This window comes from Chryseobacterium lathyri (assembly GCF_030812195.1).
Taxonomy (GTDB): Bacteria; Bacteroidota; Bacteroidia; order Flavobacteriales; family Weeksellaceae; genus Chryseobacterium; species Chryseobacterium lathyri_A.
This window is the reverse complement of sequence record NZ_JAUSSF010000001.1, coordinates 1,039,301-1,064,019: the sequence shown is the minus strand read 5'-3', so window position 1 is coordinate 1,064,019 and position 24,719 is coordinate 1,039,301. Positions and strand designations below refer to the sequence as shown.

At 36.9% G+C, this 24,719-nt stretch carries 16 protein-coding genes; 15 read left to right on the top strand and 1 reads right to left on the bottom strand.

Going from position 1 to position 24,719, the window contains the following annotated elements; translation table 11 throughout:
- Positions 1-111 precede the first annotated feature (111 nt).
- From kduI to J2T03_RS04795, 8 genes are all read left to right on the top strand, one after another.
- A complete protein-coding gene (kduI, locus tag J2T03_RS04830) occupies positions 112-948 on the top strand; it encodes a 5-dehydro-4-deoxy-D-glucuronate isomerase (protein WP_306842049.1) in 837 nt (278 codons plus the stop codon).
- A 9-nt stretch (positions 949-957) separates the two neighbouring features.
- Positions 958-1,740, top strand: coding sequence for a gluconate 5-dehydrogenase (locus J2T03_RS04825; protein ID WP_307209758.1), 783 nt, complete (start codon positions 958-960; stop codon positions 1,738-1,740).
- An 18-nt stretch (positions 1,741-1,758) separates the two neighbouring features.
- Positions 1,759-3,156: a glucuronate isomerase gene (gene uxaC / locus J2T03_RS04820; RefSeq protein ID WP_306842054.1), complete on the top strand. Its 1,398-nt coding sequence runs from the start codon at positions 1,759-1,761 to the stop codon at positions 3,154-3,156.
- A 10-nt stretch (positions 3,157-3,166) separates the two neighbouring features.
- Entirely contained in the window at positions 3,167-4,174 is a 1,008-nt protein-coding gene (locus tag J2T03_RS04815; RefSeq protein ID WP_307209756.1) for a sugar kinase, read from the top strand.
- Between the two features lie 93 nt (positions 4,175-4,267).
- Complete coding sequence (locus tag J2T03_RS04810; protein WP_307209755.1) at positions 4,268-4,927, top strand: bifunctional 4-hydroxy-2-oxoglutarate aldolase/2-dehydro-3-deoxy-phosphogluconate aldolase; 660 nt, start codon at positions 4,268-4,270, stop codon at positions 4,925-4,927.
- A gap of 151 nt (positions 4,928-5,078) precedes the next feature.
- A complete protein-coding gene (locus tag J2T03_RS04805) occupies positions 5,079-6,608 on the top strand; it encodes an MFS transporter (protein ID WP_306842059.1) in 1,530 nt (509 codons plus the stop codon).
- A 132-nt stretch (positions 6,609-6,740) separates the two neighbouring features.
- A complete protein-coding gene (locus J2T03_RS04800; protein WP_307209753.1) occupies positions 6,741-8,204 on the top strand; it encodes a tagaturonate reductase in 1,464 nt (487 codons plus the stop codon).
- A gap of 6 nt (positions 8,205-8,210) precedes the next feature.
- Positions 8,211-9,824, top strand: a complete 1,614-nt coding sequence (locus J2T03_RS04795; protein ID WP_306842063.1) for a UxaA family hydrolase — start codon at positions 8,211-8,213, stop codon at positions 9,822-9,824.
- A 489-nt stretch (positions 9,825-10,313) separates the two neighbouring features.
- On the opposite strand, the gene J2T03_RS04790 is transcribed toward J2T03_RS04795, so the two are convergent.
- The gene (locus J2T03_RS04790) at positions 10,314-11,342 is read right to left on the bottom strand and encodes a LacI family DNA-binding transcriptional regulator (RefSeq protein WP_306842065.1); all 1,029 of its coding nucleotides are present in this window, start codon (positions 11,340-11,342) and stop codon (positions 10,314-10,316) included.
- Positions 11,343-11,787: 445 nt separating this feature from the next.
- On the opposite strand from J2T03_RS04790, the gene J2T03_RS04785 reads away from it, so the two are divergent.
- The 7 genes from J2T03_RS04785 to rhaT all read left to right on the top strand — a co-directional run bounded on the left by J2T03_RS04785 (position 11,788) and on the right by rhaT (position 24,572).
- Complete coding sequence (locus J2T03_RS04785; RefSeq protein ID WP_307209751.1) at positions 11,788-13,167, top strand: rhamnogalacturonidase; 1,380 nt, start codon at positions 11,788-11,790, stop codon at positions 13,165-13,167.
- Positions 13,168-13,244: 77 nt separating this feature from the next.
- Positions 13,245-16,019, top strand: a complete 2,775-nt coding sequence (locus tag J2T03_RS04780; RefSeq protein ID WP_307209749.1) for a glycoside hydrolase family 2 protein — start codon at positions 13,245-13,247, stop codon at positions 16,017-16,019.
- A 2-nt stretch (positions 16,020-16,021) separates the two neighbouring features.
- Positions 16,022-17,344 carry a rhamnogalacturonan acetylesterase gene (locus J2T03_RS04775; protein WP_307209748.1) on the top strand — a complete coding sequence of 441 codons (1,323 nt, stop codon included), beginning with the start codon at positions 16,022-16,024 and terminating at the stop codon, positions 17,342-17,344.
- A gap of 11 nt (positions 17,345-17,355) precedes the next feature.
- A complete protein-coding gene (locus J2T03_RS04770; protein WP_307209746.1) occupies positions 17,356-20,133 on the top strand; it encodes a glycosyl hydrolase in 2,778 nt (925 codons plus the stop codon).
- 75 nt (positions 20,134-20,208) lie between these two features.
- Positions 20,209-22,083, top strand: coding sequence for a rhamnogalacturonan lyase (locus tag J2T03_RS04765; protein ID WP_307209744.1), 1,875 nt, complete (start codon positions 20,209-20,211; stop codon positions 22,081-22,083).
- A 67-nt stretch (positions 22,084-22,150) separates the two neighbouring features.
- Positions 22,151-23,314 (top strand): glycoside hydrolase family 88/105 protein, encoded by a 1,164-nt coding sequence (locus J2T03_RS04760; RefSeq protein WP_307209743.1) that lies wholly within the window; start codon positions 22,151-22,153, stop codon positions 23,312-23,314.
- A gap of 169 nt (positions 23,315-23,483) precedes the next feature.
- Positions 23,484-24,572: an L-rhamnose/proton symporter RhaT gene (rhaT, locus tag J2T03_RS04755; protein ID WP_307209741.1), complete on the top strand. Its 1,089-nt coding sequence runs from the start codon at positions 23,484-23,486 to the stop codon at positions 24,570-24,572.
- The last annotated feature ends 147 nt before the right edge of the window (positions 24,573-24,719 follow it).

The following is a 24,719-nucleotide window of genomic DNA, read 5'->3' as shown; positions in this document are numbered from 1 at the left end:
TTTAACAGCAAGTATTTCTATAAGATTTTAGTGTAATTTTATGCAATCGATTACGCAATGTTTAATAGGTTTTGATAAAACCGCAAAAGAAAAGTATAAAAATCAAGCAGTATGACACAGTCAGAATTTCGTTACGCCCATCATCCTGAAGATGCAAAAAAGTATACCACTGAAGATCTTAGGAGGGAGTTTCTAATCAATGATTTATTTAATGAAGATAAGATAAAACTAGTCTATTCTATGTACGACAGGCTTATTGTAGGAGGTGTAATGCCTTCATCAAAAGCTTTAAAACTGGAACCAACAGATGATTTGAAAGCTGAAAACTTCCTTGACAGGAGAGAGCTAGGTATCATCAATGTCGGCGGTGCCGGAAAAGTAATAGTAGACGGCGAAGTATATGAGCTTGCCAACAAAGAAGCTTTATACATCGGAAAAGGCGCTAAAGAAGTGGTTTTTGAAAAGTCAGGCGATGCACAACCTTATTTTTACATCAACTCAGCTCCCGCGCATCATGCTTATCCGACGAAAAAGATCACGAAAAATGAAGCCGAAATTGTAGAATTAGGGGAAGAAAAATACGCCAACAAACGTACGATCAACAAACTGATTGTAAATTCTGTTCTTGAAACCTGTCAACTTCAAATGGGAATGACAGAACTTCAACCTGGAAGCGTTTGGAACACAATGCCTGCGCATACTCATACCAGAAGAATGGAAGCGTATTTTTATTTTGATTTGGAAGAAGGGCAGACAATCAGTCATTTCTTAGGACAGCCTCAGGAAACGCGTCATATTTTTATGAAAAACCGTGAAGCAGTGCTGTCTCCGGAATGGTCAATCCACTCAGGAGTCGGAACTTCTAATTATACTTTTATCTGGGGTATGGCCGGGGAGAATATGGACTACGGCGATATGGACGGAATCAAAACTAACGAACTAATGTAATTTTTTCTAATGAATTTATTTGATTTATCCGGTAAAGTAGCCGTTGTAACTGGCGGTACTCACGGATTAGGAATGGCAATGGCTGAAGGTCTTGCCGCTGCAGGTGCTGAACTGGCGATCACAAGCACGACACCTTCAAAATTAGAGGAAGCTTTAAACTATTATCACGATAAAGGATATAAAGCAACCGGTTATCTTTTTGATGTGACGGATGAGCTGGAAGCTGCTCAGAAAGTAGCTTTAATGGAAGCCGCTCATGGGAAAATAGACATCCTTGTCAACAATGCAGGAATCATCAAACGTGTTCCGGCCATTGAAATGGAAGTTGAAGACTTTAGAAAAGTAATCGATGTAGATCTTACAGGACCTTTTATCATGTCCAAATTAGTTGGAAAATACATGATCAAAAGAAAATCCGGAAAGATCATCAACATCTGCTCGATGATGAGTGAGCTGGGTCGTGACAATGTAGTAGCATACGCTTCTGCAAAAGGCGGACTGAAAATGCTTACCAAAAATCTGGCGACAGAATGGGCAAAGTACAATATTCAGGTGAACGGAATCGGTCCCGGATATTTTGCGACTTCTCAGACAGAGCCTATCAGAGTTGACGGACATCCTTTTAACGATTTTATCATCAGCAGAACGCCGGAAGGAAGATGGGGAAACCCTGAAGACCTTGCAGGAACAGCAATTTTCTTGGCTTCGAATGCAAGCAGATTCATCAACGGACAGATTATTTACGTTGATGGCGGAATTTTGGCGACCATCGGAAAACCTGCTAATGAGTAACAACAGAATTAGATTAGAATGAAACCTTTTATTACAGATCAATTTTTATTACAAAATAAATACGCTGAAGAATTATACTTCAAGTATGCGGAAAAGCAACCCATCATTGATTATCATAATCATTTGATTCCTAAAGATATTGCAGAAGACACTGTTTTCGAAAATATCTCAAAGGTTTGGATTGCCGGCGATCATTACAAATGGAGAGCCATGCGTACATTAGGCGTGAACGAAAAATTCATTACTGGAGATGCTTCAGATAAAGAAAAATTTGAAGCTTGGGCAAAAACAGTTCCTTATACATTGAGAAATCCTTTGTATCACTGGACACATCTGGAATTAAAAAGATATTTCGGAATTGATGAATTATTAAATGCAGACAACGCATCAGAAATTTACGAAAATATTACCGCTCAGCTTCAGACTCCTGAAAAATCGACAAGAGGTTTATTGAAAATGATGAACGTAGAATCTCTGTGTACAACAGAAGATCCTACAGATATTTTAAATTATCACCAGGATTTAGCGAAAAGCGATTTCAGCATTAAAGTAAGCACAGCTTTCCGTCCTGATAAAGCGATTTTAATTGAAAACCACAACTTTGCAGATTATATTTCGAAATTAGGAGAATCAGCCGGAATTGAAATTAATTCTTACCAGACGTTGTGTGACGCCTTATTGAAAAGAATTGAATATTTCCACGAAAACGGATGCAGACTCTGCGACCACGGATTGAACAATATTTCTTTCGAAGAATATACAGAAGTGGAAGTGAATACCATTTTCAATGATAAATTATCAGGAAAAGTGATTGCTGAAAAGCAGGTGAATCAATTCAAAACGGCTATTTTATTGTTCTTGGGCGAAACGTATCACAAATTCGGCTGGGTTCAGCAGTTCCATTTGGGAGCTTTGAGAAATAATAATGAAAGAATGCACAGAATTTTAGGTCCGGATACGGGCTGGGATTCTATCGGTGACTTCGTTCAGGCTGAAACTCTGTCTAAATTATTAAATGCATTAGACGGGAAAGACAAATTAACAAAGACAATTTTATATAACTTAAATCCTGCTGACAATGAGATTTTTGCGACAATGATCGGAAATTTTAACGACGGCAGCATCAAAGGAAAAGTACAGTTCGGTTCAGGATGGTGGTTTCTTGACCAGAAAGACGGAATGATCAAGCAGATGAATGCCCTTTCCAACATGGGATTAATAAGCTGTTTCGTTGGAATGTTAACGGATTCCAGAAGCTTCCTTTCTTACCCGAGACACGAATATTTCAGAAGAGTATTGTGTAATCTTTTCGGTGAAGAGATGAAAAATGGTGAATTGCCTGATGATATTGAAATGATAGGTAAAATAATTTCAGATATTTGTTATCATAATGCTAAAAATTATTTTGATTTTTAATTAAAAAATTATGAGCAGCAAAATAGTCACATTCGGAGAAGTCATCATGCGACTTTCGCCACCCGGAAACAGAACGATGAAGCAAAGCCACGAAATGGAATTCTTTTTCGGCGGAACAGAGCTTAATGTAGCATCTTCATTGGCAACAATGGGTTGCCATGTGAGACATATCAGCAGTGTTTCTGATGATTTTGTGGGTGAATCAGCGGTCTCTTTCATTAAAAGTTTTGGGATTGACACGACTTTCATCAACAAAAATGAATATCCTTTAGGTTTATATTTTTTGGAAGTGGGTTCATCAGTTCGCGCCAGCAGAATCGCTTACAACCGATTAAACGGTTCTTTCGCGAATATTAAATCTGAACAAATTGACTGGAAAAAAGCCCTTGAAGGCTGCAGATATTTCCACTGGACAGGTATCAGCCCCGGAATTTCCGAATCGGCTTATGAAAGTCTGAAAGAAGGTTTACAAACAGCCCGTGAGTTGGGGATTGAAGTTACAACCGACCCGGCTTACCGCTCAAACCTTTGGAAATACGGAAAAAACGGAAACGAAGTTTTGAAAGAATTGGTTTCATATTCTACGATTTTCATCGGTGGAGTGAATGAAATTAATGAAATTCTCGGAACCCGGTTTTCACCGGATAAAGAAGGTTTTATTGAAGCCTGTAATGAATTAAAACAACAAATTCCTTCTATACATAAGATTTTTGACAAGATAAGAATCGGCGTTACGGCGAGTTCTCAGCAAACGCAGGGAAGAGCCCTGATCAACGAAAGTTATTTTGAAACAGAACTTTTAGAAGTGAGTCCTGTGGTGGACAGAATCGGGACAGGTGATGCTTTTGCAGCAGGTCTGATTTATGGTTTAATCAATTTTGATGACGAAAAAGCATTGAAATTTGCCAATGCAGCCTGTGCAATTAAGCATACGATTCCGGGAGACATCAATTACTGCAGCGCAGAAGATATTCTGGAAGTAATGAACGGAAATTCAGGAGGAAGAATAAAAAGGTAAATGACTTTTGGCGATTAGCTTTTAGCAATTAACCTAAACTATAAAATATTGTCAGACTGAGCTAGCCGAAGTCTTAACACAAAAGTCAAAAACATGACAAAGATTCAATTCGTTACAAATACCATCATCAACCAGGGCGTTTTACCTTTATATTATAACGCTGATGAAACGGTAACTTTAGAAATACTGAGATCACTTTACAAAGCCGGAATCCGCGCGGTAGAATATACAAGCCGTGGCGAAGCAGCATTAAGTAATTTCACAAAAATGGTAGAAATCCGTAACGCGGAAATGCCGGAAATGCTTTTGGGAATTGGAACAATCAAGAATGTACAACAAGCTGAAGAATATGATAAAGCAGGTGCAGATTTTTTCATCAGTCCGGGCTTTGTGGCAGAAGTTGCAGAATTTTTAATTCCAAAAGATTTGCTTTACAGTCCGGGCTGCATGACTCCGACAGAAATTATCGAAGCCGAGAACTCAGGAGTAACTTTCATTAAATTATTTCCCGGAAATGCTTTAGGAGTCGGATTTATGAGTGCGATCAAAGATGTTTTTCCGAACCTGAAGTTTATGCCGACCGGCGGTGTTGATACTACAAAAGAAAGTATTGAAAGCTGGTTCAAGGCCGGTGTTTCTGCCGTGGGAATGGGAAGCAAATTGGTAAGTAAAGAATTAATGCTTGCTAAAGACTACACAACTATAGAAAATGAAACTAAAAAAGTATTGGAAATTATTCAGACTTTAAAATAATGATTCCATAAGCTGAACACTTTGTAATCTTAGCAGAGCACCTTTGTGAACTTAAGAATAGTTAGTATCCAAAAAATATCTGCGACTTTGCATTAAAAACGAATATCATTATTTAAAAAAAATTCAAACAATAACTAATTCTAAAATTAATATGAGTTCAGTTAAGTCTCTTAAACCGAGTACATTCAGATGGACGATATGCTTTTTGCTGTTCATTGCCACGACCATCAATTATATGGATCGTCAGGTATTGTCATTGACATGGAAAGACTTCATCGCACCCGAATTTCACTGGAACAATAACGATTACGGAAATATTACAGCATTATTTTCTATTTTCTATGCGGTGAGTATGCTTTTCGCTGGGAAATTTGTGGATTGGATGGATACCAAAAAAGGTTTCCTTTGGGCAATCGCAATTTGGTCTGTTGGGGCGGTTTTACACGCTTTTTGCGGAATTGCAACTTCAGGTGTTTTAACAGGAAACTGGCTGGTAGGTTTTGTTGAATCTAAAGAAATTATCAGTCGGGTTGACAATGTTGGTGCAATCATCAGTACGAGTGTAACGTTGTTTATTTTTGCACGTTTCGTTTTGGCGGTTGGTGAAGCAGGAAACTTTCCCGCTGCAATCAAAACTACGGCAGAATATTTTCCTAAAAAAGACAGAGCTTTAGCTACAAGTATTTTTAATGCAGGGGCAACGGTTGGAGCTTTGGCAGCGCCGGTTACCATTCCTTTTATTGCTAAATCTATGGGTTGGGAATGGGCATTTATCATTATCGGAGCATTGGGGTTTGTATGGATGGGACTTTGGGTTTTCTATTACAAAAAGCCTCACGAACATCATAAAGTTAATGAACATGAGTTAACATATATTCAACAGGACCAGGATGATATACCGAATGAAGATTCAAGTATTCCTGAGAAGAAATTTACTTTCAGAGAATGTTTCAGCTACAGACAAACCTGGGCTTTTGCGTTCGGAAAATTCATGACAGACGGGATTTGGTGGTTCTTTTTATTCTGGACACCGGCTTACTTAAGCTCAGTCTACAAGATGGATTCCACACAAAGTGCATTACCTTTATTCGTCCTTTATATGATTACTTTACTGTCAATTATCGGAGGTTGGCTTCCAAAATATTTCGTTGAAAAAAAAGGAATGAACGCCTATGCAGGAAGAATGAAAGCCATGTTGATTTTTGCATTTTTCCCTTTGTTAGCGCTTTTAGCACAACCTTTAGGCACATTTACCTATTGGCTTCCGGTGTTGATTATCGGAATTGCTGGAGCAGCGCACCAGGCTTGGTCGGCAAATATTTTCTCGACAGTCGGCGATATGTTTCCTAAAAAAGCCATTGCAACCATCACAGGAATTGGTGGAATGGCGGGAGGAATCGGATCATTTTTAATCAATAAATCTTCTGGCGTATTGTTTGATCATGCTCATAAAGCCTGGACGACAGTTGACGGAATTCCATTGTTAGAAAAATATCCTCAATACATCAACGAACGTTTACCGGAAGGTTTTTTTGAGCAATTAGAAAAATCAGGGGCTGTAATCTCAGACGGAATCGACAAAGGTTACATGATTATTTTTTCAATCTGTGCAGTGGCATATTTAATTGCTTGGACCGTAATGAAATCATTAGTTCCTAAATATAAAGTGATAAGTAAGTAAAAATAGTTCTTTGTAAAAGTTAACATTCTTCGCTGAGTCAAACGCCTTTGCGAACTTAAAAATCAACAGCAATAATTACAAAAAAACTTTGTGCCCATTGCGTTAAAAAATAAAATCATCGAGTTAAAAAAGATGGAAAATCAGACAAAACAAAAATTAAATCGTGAATTAATTGATTCTCAGGAAAAGCTTCCCATCAAAATTGTACAATTTGGAGGCGGAAATTTCATGAGAGGATTCACAGATTATGTGATTGATAAACTAAATAAAGAAGCAGGATTTAATGCAGGAATCGTAAACGTTCAGCCGACTCCGGGCGGTTCGGTTCATAAATTGGAAGAGCAGGATAATTTATACACACTTTTTTCAAGAGGAATTAAGAAAGGGGAGATTATTGATACAAAACAGGTGATTTCTGCGATTCAGAAGTCAATCAATCCTTATACAAACTACGACGAATTCTTAGTGTTGGCAAAAGAAAAAGAATTAGAATTTATCTTTTCCAATACAACAGAAACAGGAATTGCTTACGACGAATCAGAAAATGATTACACTGGTCCGCACAAAAATTTTCCTGCGAAACTAACGGTTTTATTACACGAAAGATTCAAACATTTCAATGGAGCAGAAGATAAAGGCTTGAGAATTATTCCTTGTGAATTGATCGAAGACAATGCTTTAGCTTTAAAAGAAATGATCTTAAAATATGCCCGACTTTGGAATTTAGAAGCTAACTTTGTGCAATGGATTGAACAAAATAATTATTTCCATAACACATTGGTAGACAGGATTGTTCCGGGTTATCCTAAAGATGATGCAGACACATATGAAGATCAGTTGGATTATGAGGATCAGATGATGGTAGTTTCGGAAGTATTTCTGCTTTTTGTGATCCAGGATGCGGCAAATTTAAAAGAAAGAATTCCTTTCGATAAAATTGACGAACAGATTTTGGTTGTTGATAATATTCAGCCATATCGTTTGAGAAAAGTAAGAATTTTGAATGGTGGTCATACATTGATGTTGGCTCCGGCGATTTTATCAGGAAAGGAAACGGTAAAAGAATCTATTGATGATCAGTTTTTAGGTAAATTTTTAAGTGAAACGATATTCAATGAAGTGAATCCAACTTTAGGTTTAGATGAAACTGAACTGACGGATTTTGCTGAAGAAGTTTTCGACCGATTCAGAAATCCTTTTATCAAGCATTATCAGGCAAGTATCGCGTTGTATTTTGTTTCTAAATTTAAAGTGAGAATTCTTCCAAGCTTGTTAAAATATGTGGAAATTAACCATAAATTACCACTTAATTTAACCTTCTCATTGACAAGTTTAATCAGATTCTACCAAGGGAATTTTGATGAAAAGTCTCTACCTTTAAATGATGAGGAAGCAATAGTAAACCGATTTAAAGAAATTTGGGCAAACGAAAATTACGATAAAGTCACCGAGTTGGCGTTAAGTGAAACCATTTTCTGGGAAACAGACCTTACAAAGGTTAGCGGTTTGAAATCTGCAGTAGCAAAAGCATTGTGGGAAATTGACCATAATGATATCGAAACTGCATATTACAACTTTATACAATTTTATTCTTAAAAAATTATGCAAAAGAAAGTGCTGAAAGTAAATCCCAAAGATAATGTAGCAGTGGCATTGGTTGATCTCACGCAGGGGGAAACTGTTACTTTGGGCGATCTTACGTATGACATTATAAAAGACACGAAGGCAAAACACAAATTCGTGACCGAAGATCTTACGATTGGAGACGAGATCATTATGTATGGGGTTTTGGTGGGAAAAGCGAGTCAGCCGATCCGAAAAGGAGAGGTTATCACGACTGAAAATGTTAAACACCAAAGTGCAAAGGTAGAGGGCAAAACTGAAACAACTTCATGGACCGCTCCGAATGTTGACAAATGGAAAGATAAAACTTTTATGGGTTATCACCGTGAAGACGGGCAGGTTGGAACAGAAAATGTCTGGTTATTTTTCCCGTTGGTTTTTTGTGAAAACAGAAATGTTGAGATTTTAAAAGATGTTTTTGAAAAGGAATTGCTGTTTGAAAAAGTAACAAAACACCAGTTATTATTAAGATCATTAATCAATAATTCTGAGGCGGAAACTGCTGTTGATGAAGAGCAGGATTCAAGAGTTTTTAAAAATATTGAAGTTAAATTCATCACTCATCAGGGCGGTTGTGGCGGAATTCGTCAGGATGCAGAAGCATTAGGAAGGTTACTGGCAGGTTATGTGAATAATCCGAATGTAGCCGGAGCAACGGTTTTGAGCCTGGGTTGCCAGAATTTACAGGTTCAGATTTTTAAAGATGCATTGGAAAAAATCAGTCCGAATAATAAAAAACCGATCATTGTTTACGAACAGCAAAAATCAGGAACGGTTGATGAAATGCTGAATGGAATCATCAAAGATTCTTACGAAGCAATCAAAAAAGCCAATGAAATCGAAAGAAAACCGGCACCAATTTCTAAACTGGTTTTAGGATTGGAATGTGGTGGTTCAGACGGTTTTTCAGGAATTTCTGCCAATCCGGTTTTAGGACAATTATCAGATTTAATGGCAGGAATCGGAGGTTCAACGATCCTTTCAGAATTCCCGGAATTATGTGGAGTAGAGCAGGAATTGGTAAACCGTTGTGTTAAAGAAGAAGATGCCGAAAGATTTTTACAGTTAATGAAAGATTTCGAAGAATCAGTCGTTGCTGCAGGTTCAGGTTTTGATATGAATCCGTCACCGGGGAATATTAAGGATGGATTGATAACTGATGCCATGAAATCCGCAGGAGCAGCTAAAAAAGGCGGTTCATCACCAATAAATGACGTTCTCGATTTTACAGAATATATCAAGGAACCAGGTTTGAATTTATTGTGCACACCTGGAAATGATGTGGAATGTACGACTGCTTTGGTCGGTTCCGGCTCAAATGTGGTTTTATTTACGACAGGTTTAGGAACTCCGACTGGAAATCCGGTTGTTCCTGTGGTAAAAATTTCATCAAATACTGCTTTATCCCAAAGAATGCCCGACATCATCGATTTCAACACAGGAGACGTGATTACAGGTGAAAAAACAATCGACGAAAAGGCAGAAGAGCTTTTAGAATTTATCATCGAAGTCGCAAGCGGAGAGGTAAAAACAAAAGCCGCAATTTTAAATCAAAACGATTTTATTCCCTGGAGAAGAGGAGTAAGTTTATAATTGTTTTAATTATATTAATATTAGGGCTGAAAATGCTTTCTACATTTGTGGGAAGCATTTTCTTTTGGTTAAATTAAGCTTGATTTTTAACCACAAATAGCACAATTTTTTTCACAAATAAACACAAATTCTGTATCAATAGCAATGGGCTTTAGCCCGTTTACACAAAATAATTAAATCAATTGGCTTTAGCCAAAAATTAAGTATGTTTAGAGTCTTTTATTATCAGAGTTGAGATTATTCCTTTGCCACAATGACATATACATTGAATTATCACGGCGACATAGGAAAATGGAGCGTTAAGAAAAATAATTTTGTGAACGTTAAGAAAATCCCACTGTTTGAGTGCGAGACAAATATTAAACTGAAGAACAAATATCAAATTCGCACGAGTTTTGGGATTTTTAGAAAACAAAAATATTTTTTAGCGGAAGTTTCCAAGTCTTGAATTTTTGTTTCTTTTGTTTCAAGACAAAAGAAATTTATAAATTATTTTCTCTTAGAAGACTTCCTAATATAAAGTTGCGGTGCCAGCACAACTTTCTTCTCAATAGAAACACCAGAACCATTTTCCTTTACGCTTTCAATAAAAACCTGTCCCGCCATTTTCCCCATCGTTACAGGAGTCTGGTCAACGGAACTCATCGGAAGCTCCATAAATTGGGTAAAAGGTTCGTTTGAAAAGCCAATAATAGCTACTTCCTGTGGAATTTTAATTTTACGTTTTTTCAGTTCCTGACAAGCGCCCAACGCAGCAAAGTCACTTGATGAAAAGATGGCATCCGGGATGGATTTCTGATCCCAAAGTTTTTTAACTGCATCAATTCCTTCATCGATCGAACTGCCGGTTGTGATAATATTTTCTTCCTTTATGCTTAAATTATTGTCAATTAAAGCCTGTTTGTAACCGTTTAGACGGTTCTCATAAATTTCTAAATTTAAGTCCCCGGAAAAATGACAAATATTTCTGTAACCTTCATTAATCAGGTGTTCAGTCGCCAAATAACCGCCACGATAGTCATCTATAGTCACCGTACTGATTCCTGAAATATCCTTTTTACGGTCAAAAAATATAATGGGGGTATTGGTTGTATCCAGGATATTCTGAATATGCTCGGTATCAACTGTCGTCTTGGAAACGGACATGAAAATTCCGTCAACCTGAGCGTTAAGCAAGGTATTTAAGTGTCTTTTCTCAATATTTACATCCTCATGGCTCTGGCAGATAATGACATGATAACCATGCGGAGAAAGCTCCTCTTCAATTCCACGGATCACAGATGAAAAGAAATTGGTATTAATATAAGGTACGATAATCCCTACGTTTTTTGTTTCCCCACTTTTCAGAGCTTTGGCAAGATTATTTTGCTTGTAGTTCATTTCTTTGGCGGTTTTCTTCACCAAATCTTTCGTTGCCTGGCTTATTCTCGGATGATCGTTCAATGCTCTAGAAACAGTTGCCACACTTACGCTGAGCTTTTTCGAGATGTCATATATTGTGGCATTTTTCTTATTCATACGTACTTTTTCTGAAATTTTTCGGTATGTCAAAATAACATACATTATAGTCGTAAATTTAATCAAATTATGTCTATCAAAAAGGAAATTTTATGATTTTATATAAGATTATGAATGATTATAATCGGAGAAGTTCTGCCTTGGGTTAAAAAAAAGAAAGTTTGAAAAACGGATGGTTTTTAAAAATTACTGAAATTTTCCTGCAACTGAAATCATTCGGAAACCTGTCAACATGAAAGAGCAGGATAGTGTACATTCCCAAAATGTCTATTTTTATGAAAATGAAATAAAAGAATAATTTTCGTTATACAGTTGAGAATTATTTGCTGTTTTTATGAAAGGAAATCGAATAAGTTTTATTTAAATGATATTCCTTTATTTTGCCATTCTTTTTGAGTGCTAATTTTTAGTAATAAAAAATTAGGATCTATAGTAAAAATAAATTATGAAATCTCAAAATACATCAAACTTCTTATTATCTCTGTTTGTACTCTTATTGTTTTCACCAGGAGTAAAAAGCCAGGATAAATTTCCTGACGGCACCAAAATTCCCAAATGGTTTAAAGAAAATAAATCTACAGACATCAATAAACTTGGTAAAAAATATATTCTTACCGATAACGGAGTGAAAAATGACAGTACGGTTCTTCAGACAAAACAGGTTCAGGCTGTCATCGATCTGGCGGCTAAAAATGGCGGCGGTGTCATCATTGTGCCAAAAGGGACATTCTTGGTCAGTTCCGTTTTCTTCAAACAGGGAACACATTTGCATTTGGAGAATGGTGCAAAGTTAAAAGGAAGTGATGATATCAGTGATTTTCCAGTTGTAGAAACAAGAATGGAGGGACAGACTGTAAAATATTTTCCGGCAATAATCAACGCGGACGGGCTGGATGGCTTTACCATTTCAGGAAAAGGAACGCTGGATGGAAACGGATTGCGCTTTTGGAAAGCATTCTGGAAAAGACGCCAGTGGAACCCTAAGTGTACCAATATGGACGAAATGAGACCGAGAATCATCTATATTTCAAATTCTAAAAATGTTCAGGTTGAAGGAATTACCATAAAAAATTCCCCTTTCTGGAGTACCCACTATTATAAAAGTGAATTTGTAAAATTATTAAACTTGACAATTCTTGCGCCGAAAGAACCGGTAAAAGCACCAAGTACAGATGCTGTTGATATCGATGCCTGCACAAATTTCCTGATTAAAAATTGCTATATGTCGGTGAATGATGACGCCATCGCATTAAAAGGCGGAAAAGGCCCGAAAGCAGATAAAGCGCCTGAAAATGGAGAAAACAGAAATATCATCATCGAAGATAACAGCTTTGGGTTTTGTCACAGCGTCCTGACTTGTGGCAGCGAATCTATCCACAATTATAATGTAATTCTGCGTAACTCAAAGGTGAAAGATGCTTCGAGATTGTTACATCTTAAAATGAGACCAGATACTCCTCAGCATTACGAATATCTTACGGTTGAAAATATCACGGGCAATGTAAAAACCTTCCTGTATGTAAAAGGCTGGAATCAGTTTTTTGATTTAAAAGGGGAAGAAAGACCTAGAAAATCTTTAGCAAATAATATTCTGATAAAAAATATTGATATCAGTTGTGAAATAGCATTTGATGTTGAAAAATCAGACCTGTACGATTTGACAGATTTCACATTTGAGAACTTAAAGATAAAAGCGCTAAAACCTAAAGAAGAAAATTTGGACGCCATTAAAAATTTGAAAAAAATTAAAGTAAATGTAACCCAAGTTGCTTCTTTAGGCCAATCTTACGACAAAAAAGACGATTCCGACATTGCTGCCAAATGAGTTGTTTATCCAAAATATTCGTTCTGTTATGTTTATGCTCCCAATTATTGCATTCCCAATCTAAGGAAATTCAGTTCTTGAGCGGGACAGATTCTGAGCATACAAAAGAATGGGATTTTTGGATCACTGGAGGACGGAAATCCGGAAGCTGGAACAAAATTCAGGTTCCGTCACAATGGGAACAGCAGGGATTCGGGTCCTATAATTATGGAAGAGATTATGTGACTTATGGTAAAAAATTCAAATTTAATGACGAAGTAGGTCTTTATAAACACAAGTTTTTTGTTCCAAATTCATGGAAAGAAAAATCAATCAACATTGTTTTCGAAGGCTCAATGACTGATACCGACGTGAAAATCAACGGACAACCCGCAGGCAAAATTCATCAAGGTGCTTTTTATGAATTTAAATATGATATTTCCGACAAATTAAAGTTCGGAAAACAAAATATTCTTGAAGTTAAAGTTTCCAAAATGTCTGCCGATAAATCCGTTAATAATGCAGAACATCTTGCAGACTATTGGGTTTTGGGAGGGATTTTCCGACCCGTTTATCTTGAAGCAACTCCGATAGAAAATATTTCGTGGACAGTCATTGAAGCCGCGGCAGACGGGACTTTTCGTTCAAATATACATTTAAAAGGAATTGAAGCGGCCAATCAGTTAAAAGTAGAATTATTTGATGGTAAAAATATTCTGATTGGTGAATCTCAGATTACAATTCAAAAAGGAGATACTTTAAAACAAATTCAATTTTCCGTTAAAAATCCAAAACTCTGGACAGCAGAAACTCCCAATTTATACAAAGCTAAATTTAGCTTAAATAAAAACAGAAAAAATATATACCAAACCGAAGAGAAATTCGGTTTCCGAACCATTGAAATCCGAAAAGGTGACGGAATTTACATCAACGGAACTAAGATCAAGATGAAAGGGATCAATCGTCATGTTTGGTGGCCTGAAACAGGAAGAGCAGTCAACAGAAATATCGATTTGATGGATGTTCAGCTCATCAAGGAAATGAATATGAACGCCGTTCGATGTGCTCATTATCCGCCGAATAAATCTTTTCTTCAGATTTGCGATTCATTGGGCTTGTATGTTTTGAATGAACTTGCTGGCTGGCAAAAAAAGTACAGCACGGAAGTTGGCAAAAAGCTTGTGAAAGAAATGGTTACGAGAGATGCAAACCATCCGTCAATAATTTTTTGGAGCAATGGAAACGAGGGCGGGCATAACTTTGATTTGGACACAGAATTTGCAAAATATGATTTGTCAAATCGTCCTGTAATTCACGCTCATCACAAACCTGGAAATGCTTTCAACGGAATCGATTGCAATCATTACGAAGATTATTACAGCACAAAAAAAATCCTTGATGGAGAAAGTATTTATATGCCGACTGAATTTCTGCACGCGCAGGACGATGGCGGCGGTGGAACTTCTTTAGCCGATTATTGGGAACTGCACTGGAATTCCAAAAAAGGAGCCGGAGGATTCATTTGGGCTTTTGCAGATGAAGGTTTGGTGAGAACCGATTTTAATAATCAAATTGACGTGAATGCTATCAATGCTCCGGATGGAGTCGTTGGTCCGCATCGCGAAAAAGAAGGAAGTTTTTATGCGATTCGGGAAATCTACAGTCCGGTAAAAATTGAGTTAAAAACATTGCCAAAGAATTTTAACGGAATCATTCCGGTTGAGAATCGCTACCATTTTACCAATTTAAATGAGTGTCAGTTTGAGTGGAAATTGATGAAATTTAAAACTCCATTTTCTTCCGAATCCGGATTTGATGTTCTTCAAAAAGGAAAAGCAGAATCTCCGGATATAAAATCAACGGAAAAAGGAAATATCAAACTTAATCTTCCTGCAAACTGGAAAGAAAGTGAAGCTTTATCATTAACGGCGACTGATCTTTTTGGAAAAGAAATTTATACTTGGATCTGGAAAATCTCGTCTAATCATGAAATTTCAAAACAATTTCAGAAAATTTTAACCAAGGAATCTTCGGTTTCTGTGGGAGAAAATGATTCTTTATTTATTTTAAAATCAGAAGAAAAAGAATTTTCAATCAGTAAGAAAGATGGATTATTAAAATCAGTAATTCTTGATAAAAAAGGCAAAAAAATGACCTTCCGAAACGGGCCAGTTTTCATAAATGGAAAAGCTGAATTATCAGCCATAAAATCTTTTGCAGAAGCGGAAAATCAAATCATTGAAGTTGTATACAAAGACGGAAAAAAAATTAACTGGAAACTTAATTCCAACGGAATTTTAGAACTAAATTATGAATACTCTCTTTCGGGCGATTATCTGTTTGCAGGAGTAAGTTTTGATTATCCTGAAAATTATGTTATCAGTGCAAAATGGTTGGGCAAAGGACCTTATCATGTTTGGAAAAACCGTACTCAGGGACAGACTTATAATGTTTGGCAAAATCTTAAAAATTCAACCAGAACAGGTTTTTCACCGTGGATTTATCCGGAATTTAAAGGATATTTTGATGATGTTTCGTGGTTGCAACTTGACACAGCAGAAGGAAAAATTACCATTGGAACAAAAGAAGAAAAAATGTTTGTAAGGCTCTTTGATCTTTATGGAATTTATGGTGCGGAAGGATTTCCCAAATTACCAACAGGAAATATTTCATTTTTGGATGCAATTCCACCATTAGGAACTGTTTTAGCATTTAATATTAATAATGAAACTTCAGCTTTTGGACCAGAAAGTGAGTTGAATCATCTCAATGAAACTTTTAAAAGAACATTGTATTTTTATTTTGGGTTACCGGATTTGGGTGATGAAGTAAAGCAGTTTACAATGCCGGAAGTCAATATTTTAACGGACTGATTATGAAAAATTGGATAGGAATTATAGCAATTTTTATTTGTTCATCAATGTTTGCCCAACAAACCAATTTCAAATTTGATTTTGGTGGAAGCAGAACTCAGGAGGGTTTTATTCCCATCACAGAACATTCTAAATTTGACAGAAAAATGGGTTATGGATTTATGGATATTTCCGGTTTAAAATCAGTTGACAGAGGAGGAGATGCTTTGACGGGAGATTATATTACCAGCGACAAACCTTTCTATTTTTCAGTGGTAATTCCGGAAGGAAATTACGATATTAGGTTAAATTTAGGTGATTCTAAAGGAACTTCTCAAACAACAGTTCGTGTGGAAAACCGCCGTCTGATGCTGGATGATGTAAAAACAAAAGAAGGCGAAGTCGTCGAAAAAATAATAACCGTTCACATTAAAGATAGTATACTTCGTAATCAGGAGGGAGTTGAAATTGGAATTGTGAAATTAAAGCCAAGAGAACGAAAATATTTACATTGGGACAATTTATTGACGATTGAATTTAATGATAAAGCTCCAAAAGTTTGTGCAATAATCCTTCAACCCAACAAAACAGCGAAAACCATTTATCTGACTGGAGATTCTACTGTAGTAGATGCGCTCTACGAACCTTGGGCATCATGGGGACAGATTCTGCCGTATTTTTTTATCCCGGAAGAAGTTGCTGTTGCCAATTATGCCGAAAGCGGAGAAACACTGAAAGCCTTTGAAGACCGCCACCGAATCGATAAGATTTGGAACAAGATAAAGCCTGGAGATTATCTATTTATCCAGTTTGGGCATAATGATCAAAAATCTGGGAATAGTACGAAATCCGGATATAGAAAAAGACTTAAAGAATGGATTAATAATGCAAAACAATTGAATGTGATGCTGGTTTTAGTTACTTCAATGAATCGAAGAGTTTTTGATAAAAATAATAAGATTGTCAATACCTTGGATGATTTTCCTGATGCAATGCGGGAAATTGCAAAAGAAGAAAATGTATATTTAATTGACCTGAATGCAATGAGTAAAACACTGTTTGAAGCAATGGGACCGGAAAATTCTAAAAAAGCATTTGTATATTATCCTGCAAATTCTTATCCCAATCAACCGGATGCTTTGGCAGATGATACTCACTTTAATACATATGGTGCTTATGAATTGGCAAAATGTGTGGTAAAAAGTATGGTCGATCAGAAGCTACCTTTGAGTAAATTTATTTCTAAAAATTATAAAGGTTTTGATTTAAATAAACCTGATCCTTTCGAAAAATTTCATTGGCCGGAAAGTGTATTTATGGAATCTTTAAAGCCGGATGGAAACTAAAAAGTAAGAAAATGAAAATTCAATCTATATTTAAGATAGGCATATTTTGTTTTACGTTCGGAAATCTTTCCGCTCAAAATCCGTGGCCAAAAATCACTGAAACGGCAAAGCCGTGGACACGATGGTGGTGGATGGGAAATGCAGTTGATGAAAAAGGATTGGATAAACAGCTGACAACTTTAAATGAAGCAGGTTTTGGAGGCGTAGAAATCGTTCCAATTTACGGAGTGAAAAGCTTTGAAAATCAATACATCAAATATCTTTCCCCGGAATGGATGCAAATGCTTCAATTCACTACAAACAAGGCGAAAAGTTTGAATATGGGAGTTGATATGGCTGTCGGGACAGGCTGGCCAATCGGCGGGCCGCAGGTTGGTGAAGAAGATGCTGCCACAAAAATGATTGTCCAGACATATACGATTTCATCAGGTGAAAAGTTTTCTGAGAAAATTATTCTGAAAGATCAAAAACAAAAGGATTTAAAAACAATAAAGTTAGATATTGTAACTGCTTACAACGAAAAAAATGAAGCAGTTGTCTTAACCGATAAAATAACAAACTACGGTTCTCTTAATTGGAACCCGGATTCTGGGAAATGGACGATTTACGCCGTTTTTATAGGTAAAACTTTACAAAAAGTAAAGCGTGCAGCTCCGGGTGGAGAAGGGTATACTTTAGACCATTTTTCACCAAATGCAGTGAAGGATTATCTGAATACTTTCGATAAAGCTTTTGGAAACTCCAACTATGGAATCCGTTCTTTTTTTAATGATAGTTATGAAGTTTATAATGCTGACTGGACGCCGGAATTTAAATTTGAGTTTAAAAAAAGACGCGGATATGATTTAAGTCCATACATTAAATATTTAGTGAGCAATGAGGAAAATGAAGTTTCCGGAAGAATAAAATCAGATTACAGGGAAACCCTAAGCGAATTGATTTTGGACAATTTTACTAAGAATTTTACGCACTGGGCTCATTCCAAAAACTCAAAAAATACGAATCAGGCTCACGGATCGCCAGGAAATTTACTGGATTTGTATGCTGCAGTTGATATTCCGGAGTCTGAAACTTTCGGAAGCTCAATTTTTGATATTCCTGGGCTGAGAAGAGATAGCGCAGATATTCAAAAATCTGATATTCCTGATTTCAACATGTTAAAATTTGCTTCATCAGCTGCAAATGTGTCGGGCAAGCAATTAATTTCAAACGAAACTTTTACCTGGCTTACAGAACATTTTAAAACTTCGTGGTCACAGGCAAAACCCGAAGTAGAGCAGGTTTTTTTATCGGGGATCAATCACGTTTTTTACCATGGCACGACTTATACACCTGCCGATGTTTCTTTTCCGGGCTGGCTGTTTTATGCATCGGTTAATTTTGTTTCGGAAAATAGTTTGTGGCCACATTTGACAGGATTAAATTCTTATGTGGCACGTACTCAAAGTATTCTGCAGAGTGGGAAATCTGATAACGAACTGTTGATGTACTGGCCGATTTATGACCAATGGGCCAATCCGAAAGGGAAGGATGTAACCTTCAAAGTTCATAACGTGGAAAAATGGTTGCAGCCAACGCCGATGTATGAGAATTTGACGAAACTTAACAAAATGGGCTATTCTCTAGATATGATCTCTGACAAGATGATTGGCGAATCGACATCGGAAGATCAAAAAATTCAGACTGTAAAAGAAGGATCTTCTTATCAGGTTTTAATAATTCCTGAATTAACTTATTTGCAGGAAACTACTTTAAATAATATTCTCAAATTAGCTCAAAATGGTGCTTCGGTTATTTTTCAGAACGTGCCAAAAGATATTCCCGGAAACTTTGAAGTCGAAAAAAGGAGAGCAAAATTAAAATCGTTGTGGGCTCAGATTCCATTTCAGATTCAGAGTGAAAATATGAAAATAGCAACCTTCGGAAAAGGAAAAATTGTTTTAAGTTCTGATATTGAAAAAGGCTTGGAATATTTAAAAATACAAAGAGAAAAATTAACGGAAACCGAATTGAAGTTTGTAAGAAGACAGTTTGCCGGAGGGAAATACTATTTCATTGTTAACCATACTGCAAAGGACATTAATCAATTTATTCCCCTAAACTATACAGGAAAGCAGGCAGTGATCATGAATCCGGAAAACGGAAATTCCGGAGTGTCGGAAACACAAAATAATTCCGTAAGAATCCAGCTGAAACCCGGACAATCTTTAATTTTAAAAAATAGTGAAACTGTTGATCATTCCATCACAAAATGGAAATATATTGAAAAGACAGATTCTCCTATCAGTTTAAATAAAGTCTGGCAGCTGACTTTCAAAGAAGGCGGCCCCAAACTTCCAAAATCAAAAAAAATAAAGAAATTAGAACCCTGGACTAATTTTTTAGAAGATCCTGCAACACAGAGCTTTTCTGGGACTGGTGTTTATACAACCACATTAAATTTGAAGAAGAAAAATGCAAACGATTATCTTTTAAAATTCGATAAACTGTATGAAAGTGCAAAGGTGATTGTCAACGGACAGGAAGCGGGAATTGTCTGGAGTATTCCTTTTGAAATTAACATCGGGAAATATCTTAAAAAAGGAAAAAACACTATTCAGATTGAAGTTTGCAATCTAATGGCCAATAGAATCCGTTACATGGACCAGAATAAAATTCAGTGGCGTAATTACCACGAGATCAATTTTGTAAATATTGATTATAAAGCTTTTGATGCATCCAAATGGAAAGTTCAGCCTTCCGGGTTGGATGGGGAAATTCTGCTATTTCCATTGTATTATTCGAAATAGAACAAAAATGAAAAAGAGGATATCAAAATAATTGCGCAATCGATTGAATTATGTTAATTTGAATAGTTCAGAATTATGAATATAAAATATAACCTTATTTTAATGACAATCGTTTTCTCACAGCTTCTTTCCGCACAAAGGCAAATGGAGTATCTGAAAAGAGGAATTGTCGCGATACCCTCAGAATCAGGGGTTTTTGTGAGCTGGCGTTTGTTGGGAACAGAAACGCAGAATATTCAGTTTGATTTATACCGTGTTGAAAATAACTCAAGCAAAAAACTGAATGAAAAACCACTGCTTAACGAAACCAGTTTTTTAGATACAACGGCGGATAAAACAAAGAATTACACCTATTTCGTAAGATCCAATACCCAAGATCAGGAGATTGATCAAGATTCTGCGAAATATGCTACTAATCAAAAACCCTATTTTTCAATTCCTTTAAAAACACCGGTTGGATATACGCCCAACGATGCTTCTGTGGCCGATCTGGACGGAGATGGTGAGTATGAAATTATACTTCATCAGACGGGGCAATCCAAGGACAACAGTCAGAAAGGTTTTACAGATGAGCCCATTATTCAGGCTTATAAATTGAACGGAAAGTTGTTGTGGGAAATTAACTTAGGGAAAAATATCAGGGAAGGGGCGCATTACACCCAGTTTTTAGTGTATGATTTAGATCAGGACGGTAAAGCAGAAGTGGTGATGAAAACTGCAGACGGAAGCAAAGATGGTAAAGGGAAATTTATTGGAAACCCTGACAAAGATTATCGGAATGAAAACGGATTTATCCTTTCCGGGCCTGAATATTTGACTGTTTTTAATGGTGAAACAGGTGAGGAAATTAATACAGTTCATTATGAAGTTCCCAGATTTGCAGGCAGTTTAAATCCAACTCCTGAACAAATGACTGAAACTTGGGGGGATGCGAAAGGAAACCGTATCGACCGGTTTTTGGGTGCAGTTGCTTATCTGGACGGTAAAACGCCGAGCATCATTATGTCGAGAGGTTATTATACCCGGACGACAATCGCAGCTTGGGATTATAAAGATAAAAAACTCAGTTTGAGATGGCTTTTCGATACGGAAAGCCCGGAAGAAAATAAAAAATATCGGGGTCAGGGAAATCATAACCTGAGCATTGCCGACGTTGATAATGATGGAAAAGATGAAATTATCTTTGGTGCAATGACGGTTGATGATAACGGAAAAGTCTTGAACAGCACGGGCTTTGGCCACGGTGATGCATTGCATGTTGGTGACCTGGATCCCTCATCTCCCGGATTGGAAATTTTCGATATTCAGGAAAGGTTTGACGATGCGGGTGCTCATTTCAGAGCGGGTGCAACGGGTAAAGTTTTATGGAAATTACCTTCTTTAATTTATAGTAAACAAGGCAAATTTCAGGGACCGGGAAGAGGATTGTCTTTAAATATCGATCCCCGTTATCAAGGTTCAGAATCTTGGGCTGCGGGAGCTGGTCTGAAAGGCGTTTACAATACTAAAGGAAGAAAAATAAGTGATAAAAATCCTGCCTGTAATATGGGAATTTATTGGGATGGAGATTTTTTAAGTGAAATTTTAGACGGGACCTCAGTGTCAAAATGGGATTGGATGAAAGAAAAATCGAGTCTAATCTTTGACGCTAAAGATTTTCAGTGTGAATCAAACAACGGCACCAAGAAAAACCCTTCTTTGGTTGCTGATCTATTTGGAGACTGGCGGGAAGAAGTGATTTACAGAACTTCAGACAATCAGGAGCTTCGGATTTTCAGTTCAACAATTCCTACAAAGCATCGTTTGTATACACTGATGCACAATCCACAGTACAGATTGAGTATTGTTTGGCAAAATGTAGGCTACAACCAGCCTCCGCATACAGATTATTATCTGGACGAATCGGTTTTGAAGGTTCCTGCACCAAATATTCATACCGTTAAACCTTAATCCTTTAATTTTCTTAATGTTGAAATTTTTAAAACTAAAAGATTGTAAATAAAAAATATATATAATTATGAAGAAAGTACTAATGAGAGGCGCTTTTTTTGCGTTGATTTTTGGAATCTTATCCTCCTGCTCGGTTCAGAAACCAACAGCGGCAGAAAAAGTTAATCTTCCGGATAAAAAAGAAATTTTGGAAGTTTCACGGAGGGCAAATCAATATTTCATGAACAAATGGCCGGATGCGGGAAAAGAAGTTGTCGGCAAAAAAGTGTGGCCAAGCAATTTGTGGACACGGGCTGTTTACTATGAAGGACTAATGGCATTGTATAAAATAGATCCTAAAAAAGAATATTACGATTATGCCATCGACTGGTCTCAAAAACACAACTGGGACATGATGCGCGGTACCTATACCCGTAATGCAGACAATCAGGCTTGCGGACAGACGTATCTGGATCTTTATGAAATTGATGGAAAAAAAAATCCGGAGAGAATAAAATTTGTGAAAGCCTCAATGGACAGTATGATTGCTTCCAAAAAATCAGATGACTGGTGGTGGATCGATGCTCTTCAAATGGGAATGCCCATCTTTACAAAACTGGGCAGAATTACAGGTGAACAAAAATATTTCGATAAAAATTACGAAATGTATGCCTTTACGAAATATAAGCATGGAGGAAATGGCTTATACAACCCAAAAGACAAGCTTTGGTGGCGAGATAAAAGCTTTGTTCCACCTTACACAGAACCCAACGGCGAAGATTGCTACTGGAGCCGCGGAAACGGTTGGGTAGTTGCAGCTCTGGCTCGGACATTGGAAGATACACCGGAATCTGATCCGCATTATCAGGAATATTTACAGGATTACAAAGACCTGTTATCGGCTTTGCTGCCCATTCAGAGGGAAGATGGTTTTTGGAATGTAAGTCTGCATGATCCTGCCAACTTCGGAGGCAAAGAAATGACGGGCACAGCTCTGTTTGTGTATGGAATGGCGTATGGAATTAATAAAGGGTTGATTGATAAAAAAACATATTTACCCGTTGTTGTAAAAGCCTGGAATGCAATTGTAAAAGATTCTGTCCAGCCGAATGGATTTTTAGGCTGGGTACAGGGAACAGGAAAGGAACCTAAAGACGGTCAGCCGCTTGCCATTGACAAGCAACCTGATTTTGAAGATTATGGTTTAGGCTGTCTGTTGCTTGCTGCAAGTGAAGTTTATAAAATAAAGTAAATCAATATTCAAAAATTGTTTAATTTTCACTGAGTTAATTTTTAGCGGATGATTCCAGGTCTTAAACTTTTGTTTCAGGACAAAAAAATTATTATTGTAACATGACACTACAAGATGCGCAATCGATTTCATAGTATTAATTTTCAAATTCAATCCATAAGATAAAATTATGAATGCATTATTAGGAGTTTTTTTCCACTTCTTAGGGGGCTTTTCTTCAGGGAGCTTTTACTTACCCTATAAAAAAGTAAAAGGCTGGTCCTGGGAAACCTATTGGCTAATAGGAGGAGTTTTTTCCTGGATCATCGTTCCGCCACTTGCGGCATTTCTTACCATCCCTGATTTTTGGGGAATTATTCAGAACGAAAGTTCTTCCATATTGGGGCTGACATTTTTGTTTGGTGCTTTGTGGGGAATTGGTGGTTTTACTTATGGTTTGGGAGTTAGATATCTGGGAGTAGCGCTCGGAAGCAGCATTATTTTGGGGCTTTGTATGGTGTTTGGTTCACTGGTTCCCTCTATTTATTATGAATTTTCTCCACAAACAGGAAAAGACAATATCGGTTTGCTGTTTAGCAGCAAATGGGGACAGTTTGTGTTACTTGGGCTTCTGGTTTGTGTTATCGGAATCATCATCAGCGGAAAAGCAGGAATGATGAAGGAAAAAGAGTTGCAAACCGATTCAATAGATCCTCACGGCGTAGAAGTAAAAACGGAATATAAATTCGGACTGGGATTAATTGTTTCCATCATTTCCGGTGTTTTAAGTGCGTGCTTCAACTTCGGGCTGGAAGCTGGAAAACCAATGGCAATAGTAGCCAATGAAGCCTGGAAAATAGCCAATCCGAATCAAGGAGAATTCCTTTTTCAAAATAATGTAACCTACGTTGTTGTTCTTTGGGGCGGTATGGCAGTCAATCTAATTGGGTGTTTGTATTTAGCCATTAAAAATAAATCTTACACTGATTATACCAGAAGAAATGTACCGGTTGTACGCAACCTGATTTTCTGTGCGCTTGCCGGAACCATGTGGTTTTTACAGTTCTTCTTTTACGGAATGGGTGAAAGTAAAATGGGGAATGGAGCCAGCTCATGGATTTTACACATGGCCTTTATTATTTTTATTGCCAATTTATGGGGTATTATTATCAAAGAATGGAAAGGAGTTTCCAAAAAAACAATTATAACCATTTCTGTCGGAATGATCGTGATGTTTGTCTCTATTTTGATTGTAGGATACGGAAATTCTTTGCGATAAATTTCATTTACGATTTCACATTTATCCGTTCATATAGTTTCAGAGTTAAAATTTTAGCTCTTTTAAAAGGCACTGATTTTTTCAGTGTCTTTTTATTAAAAGCAATAGAACTCTAGTCTATTTGAAACAGGAATTTTTAATTCACTG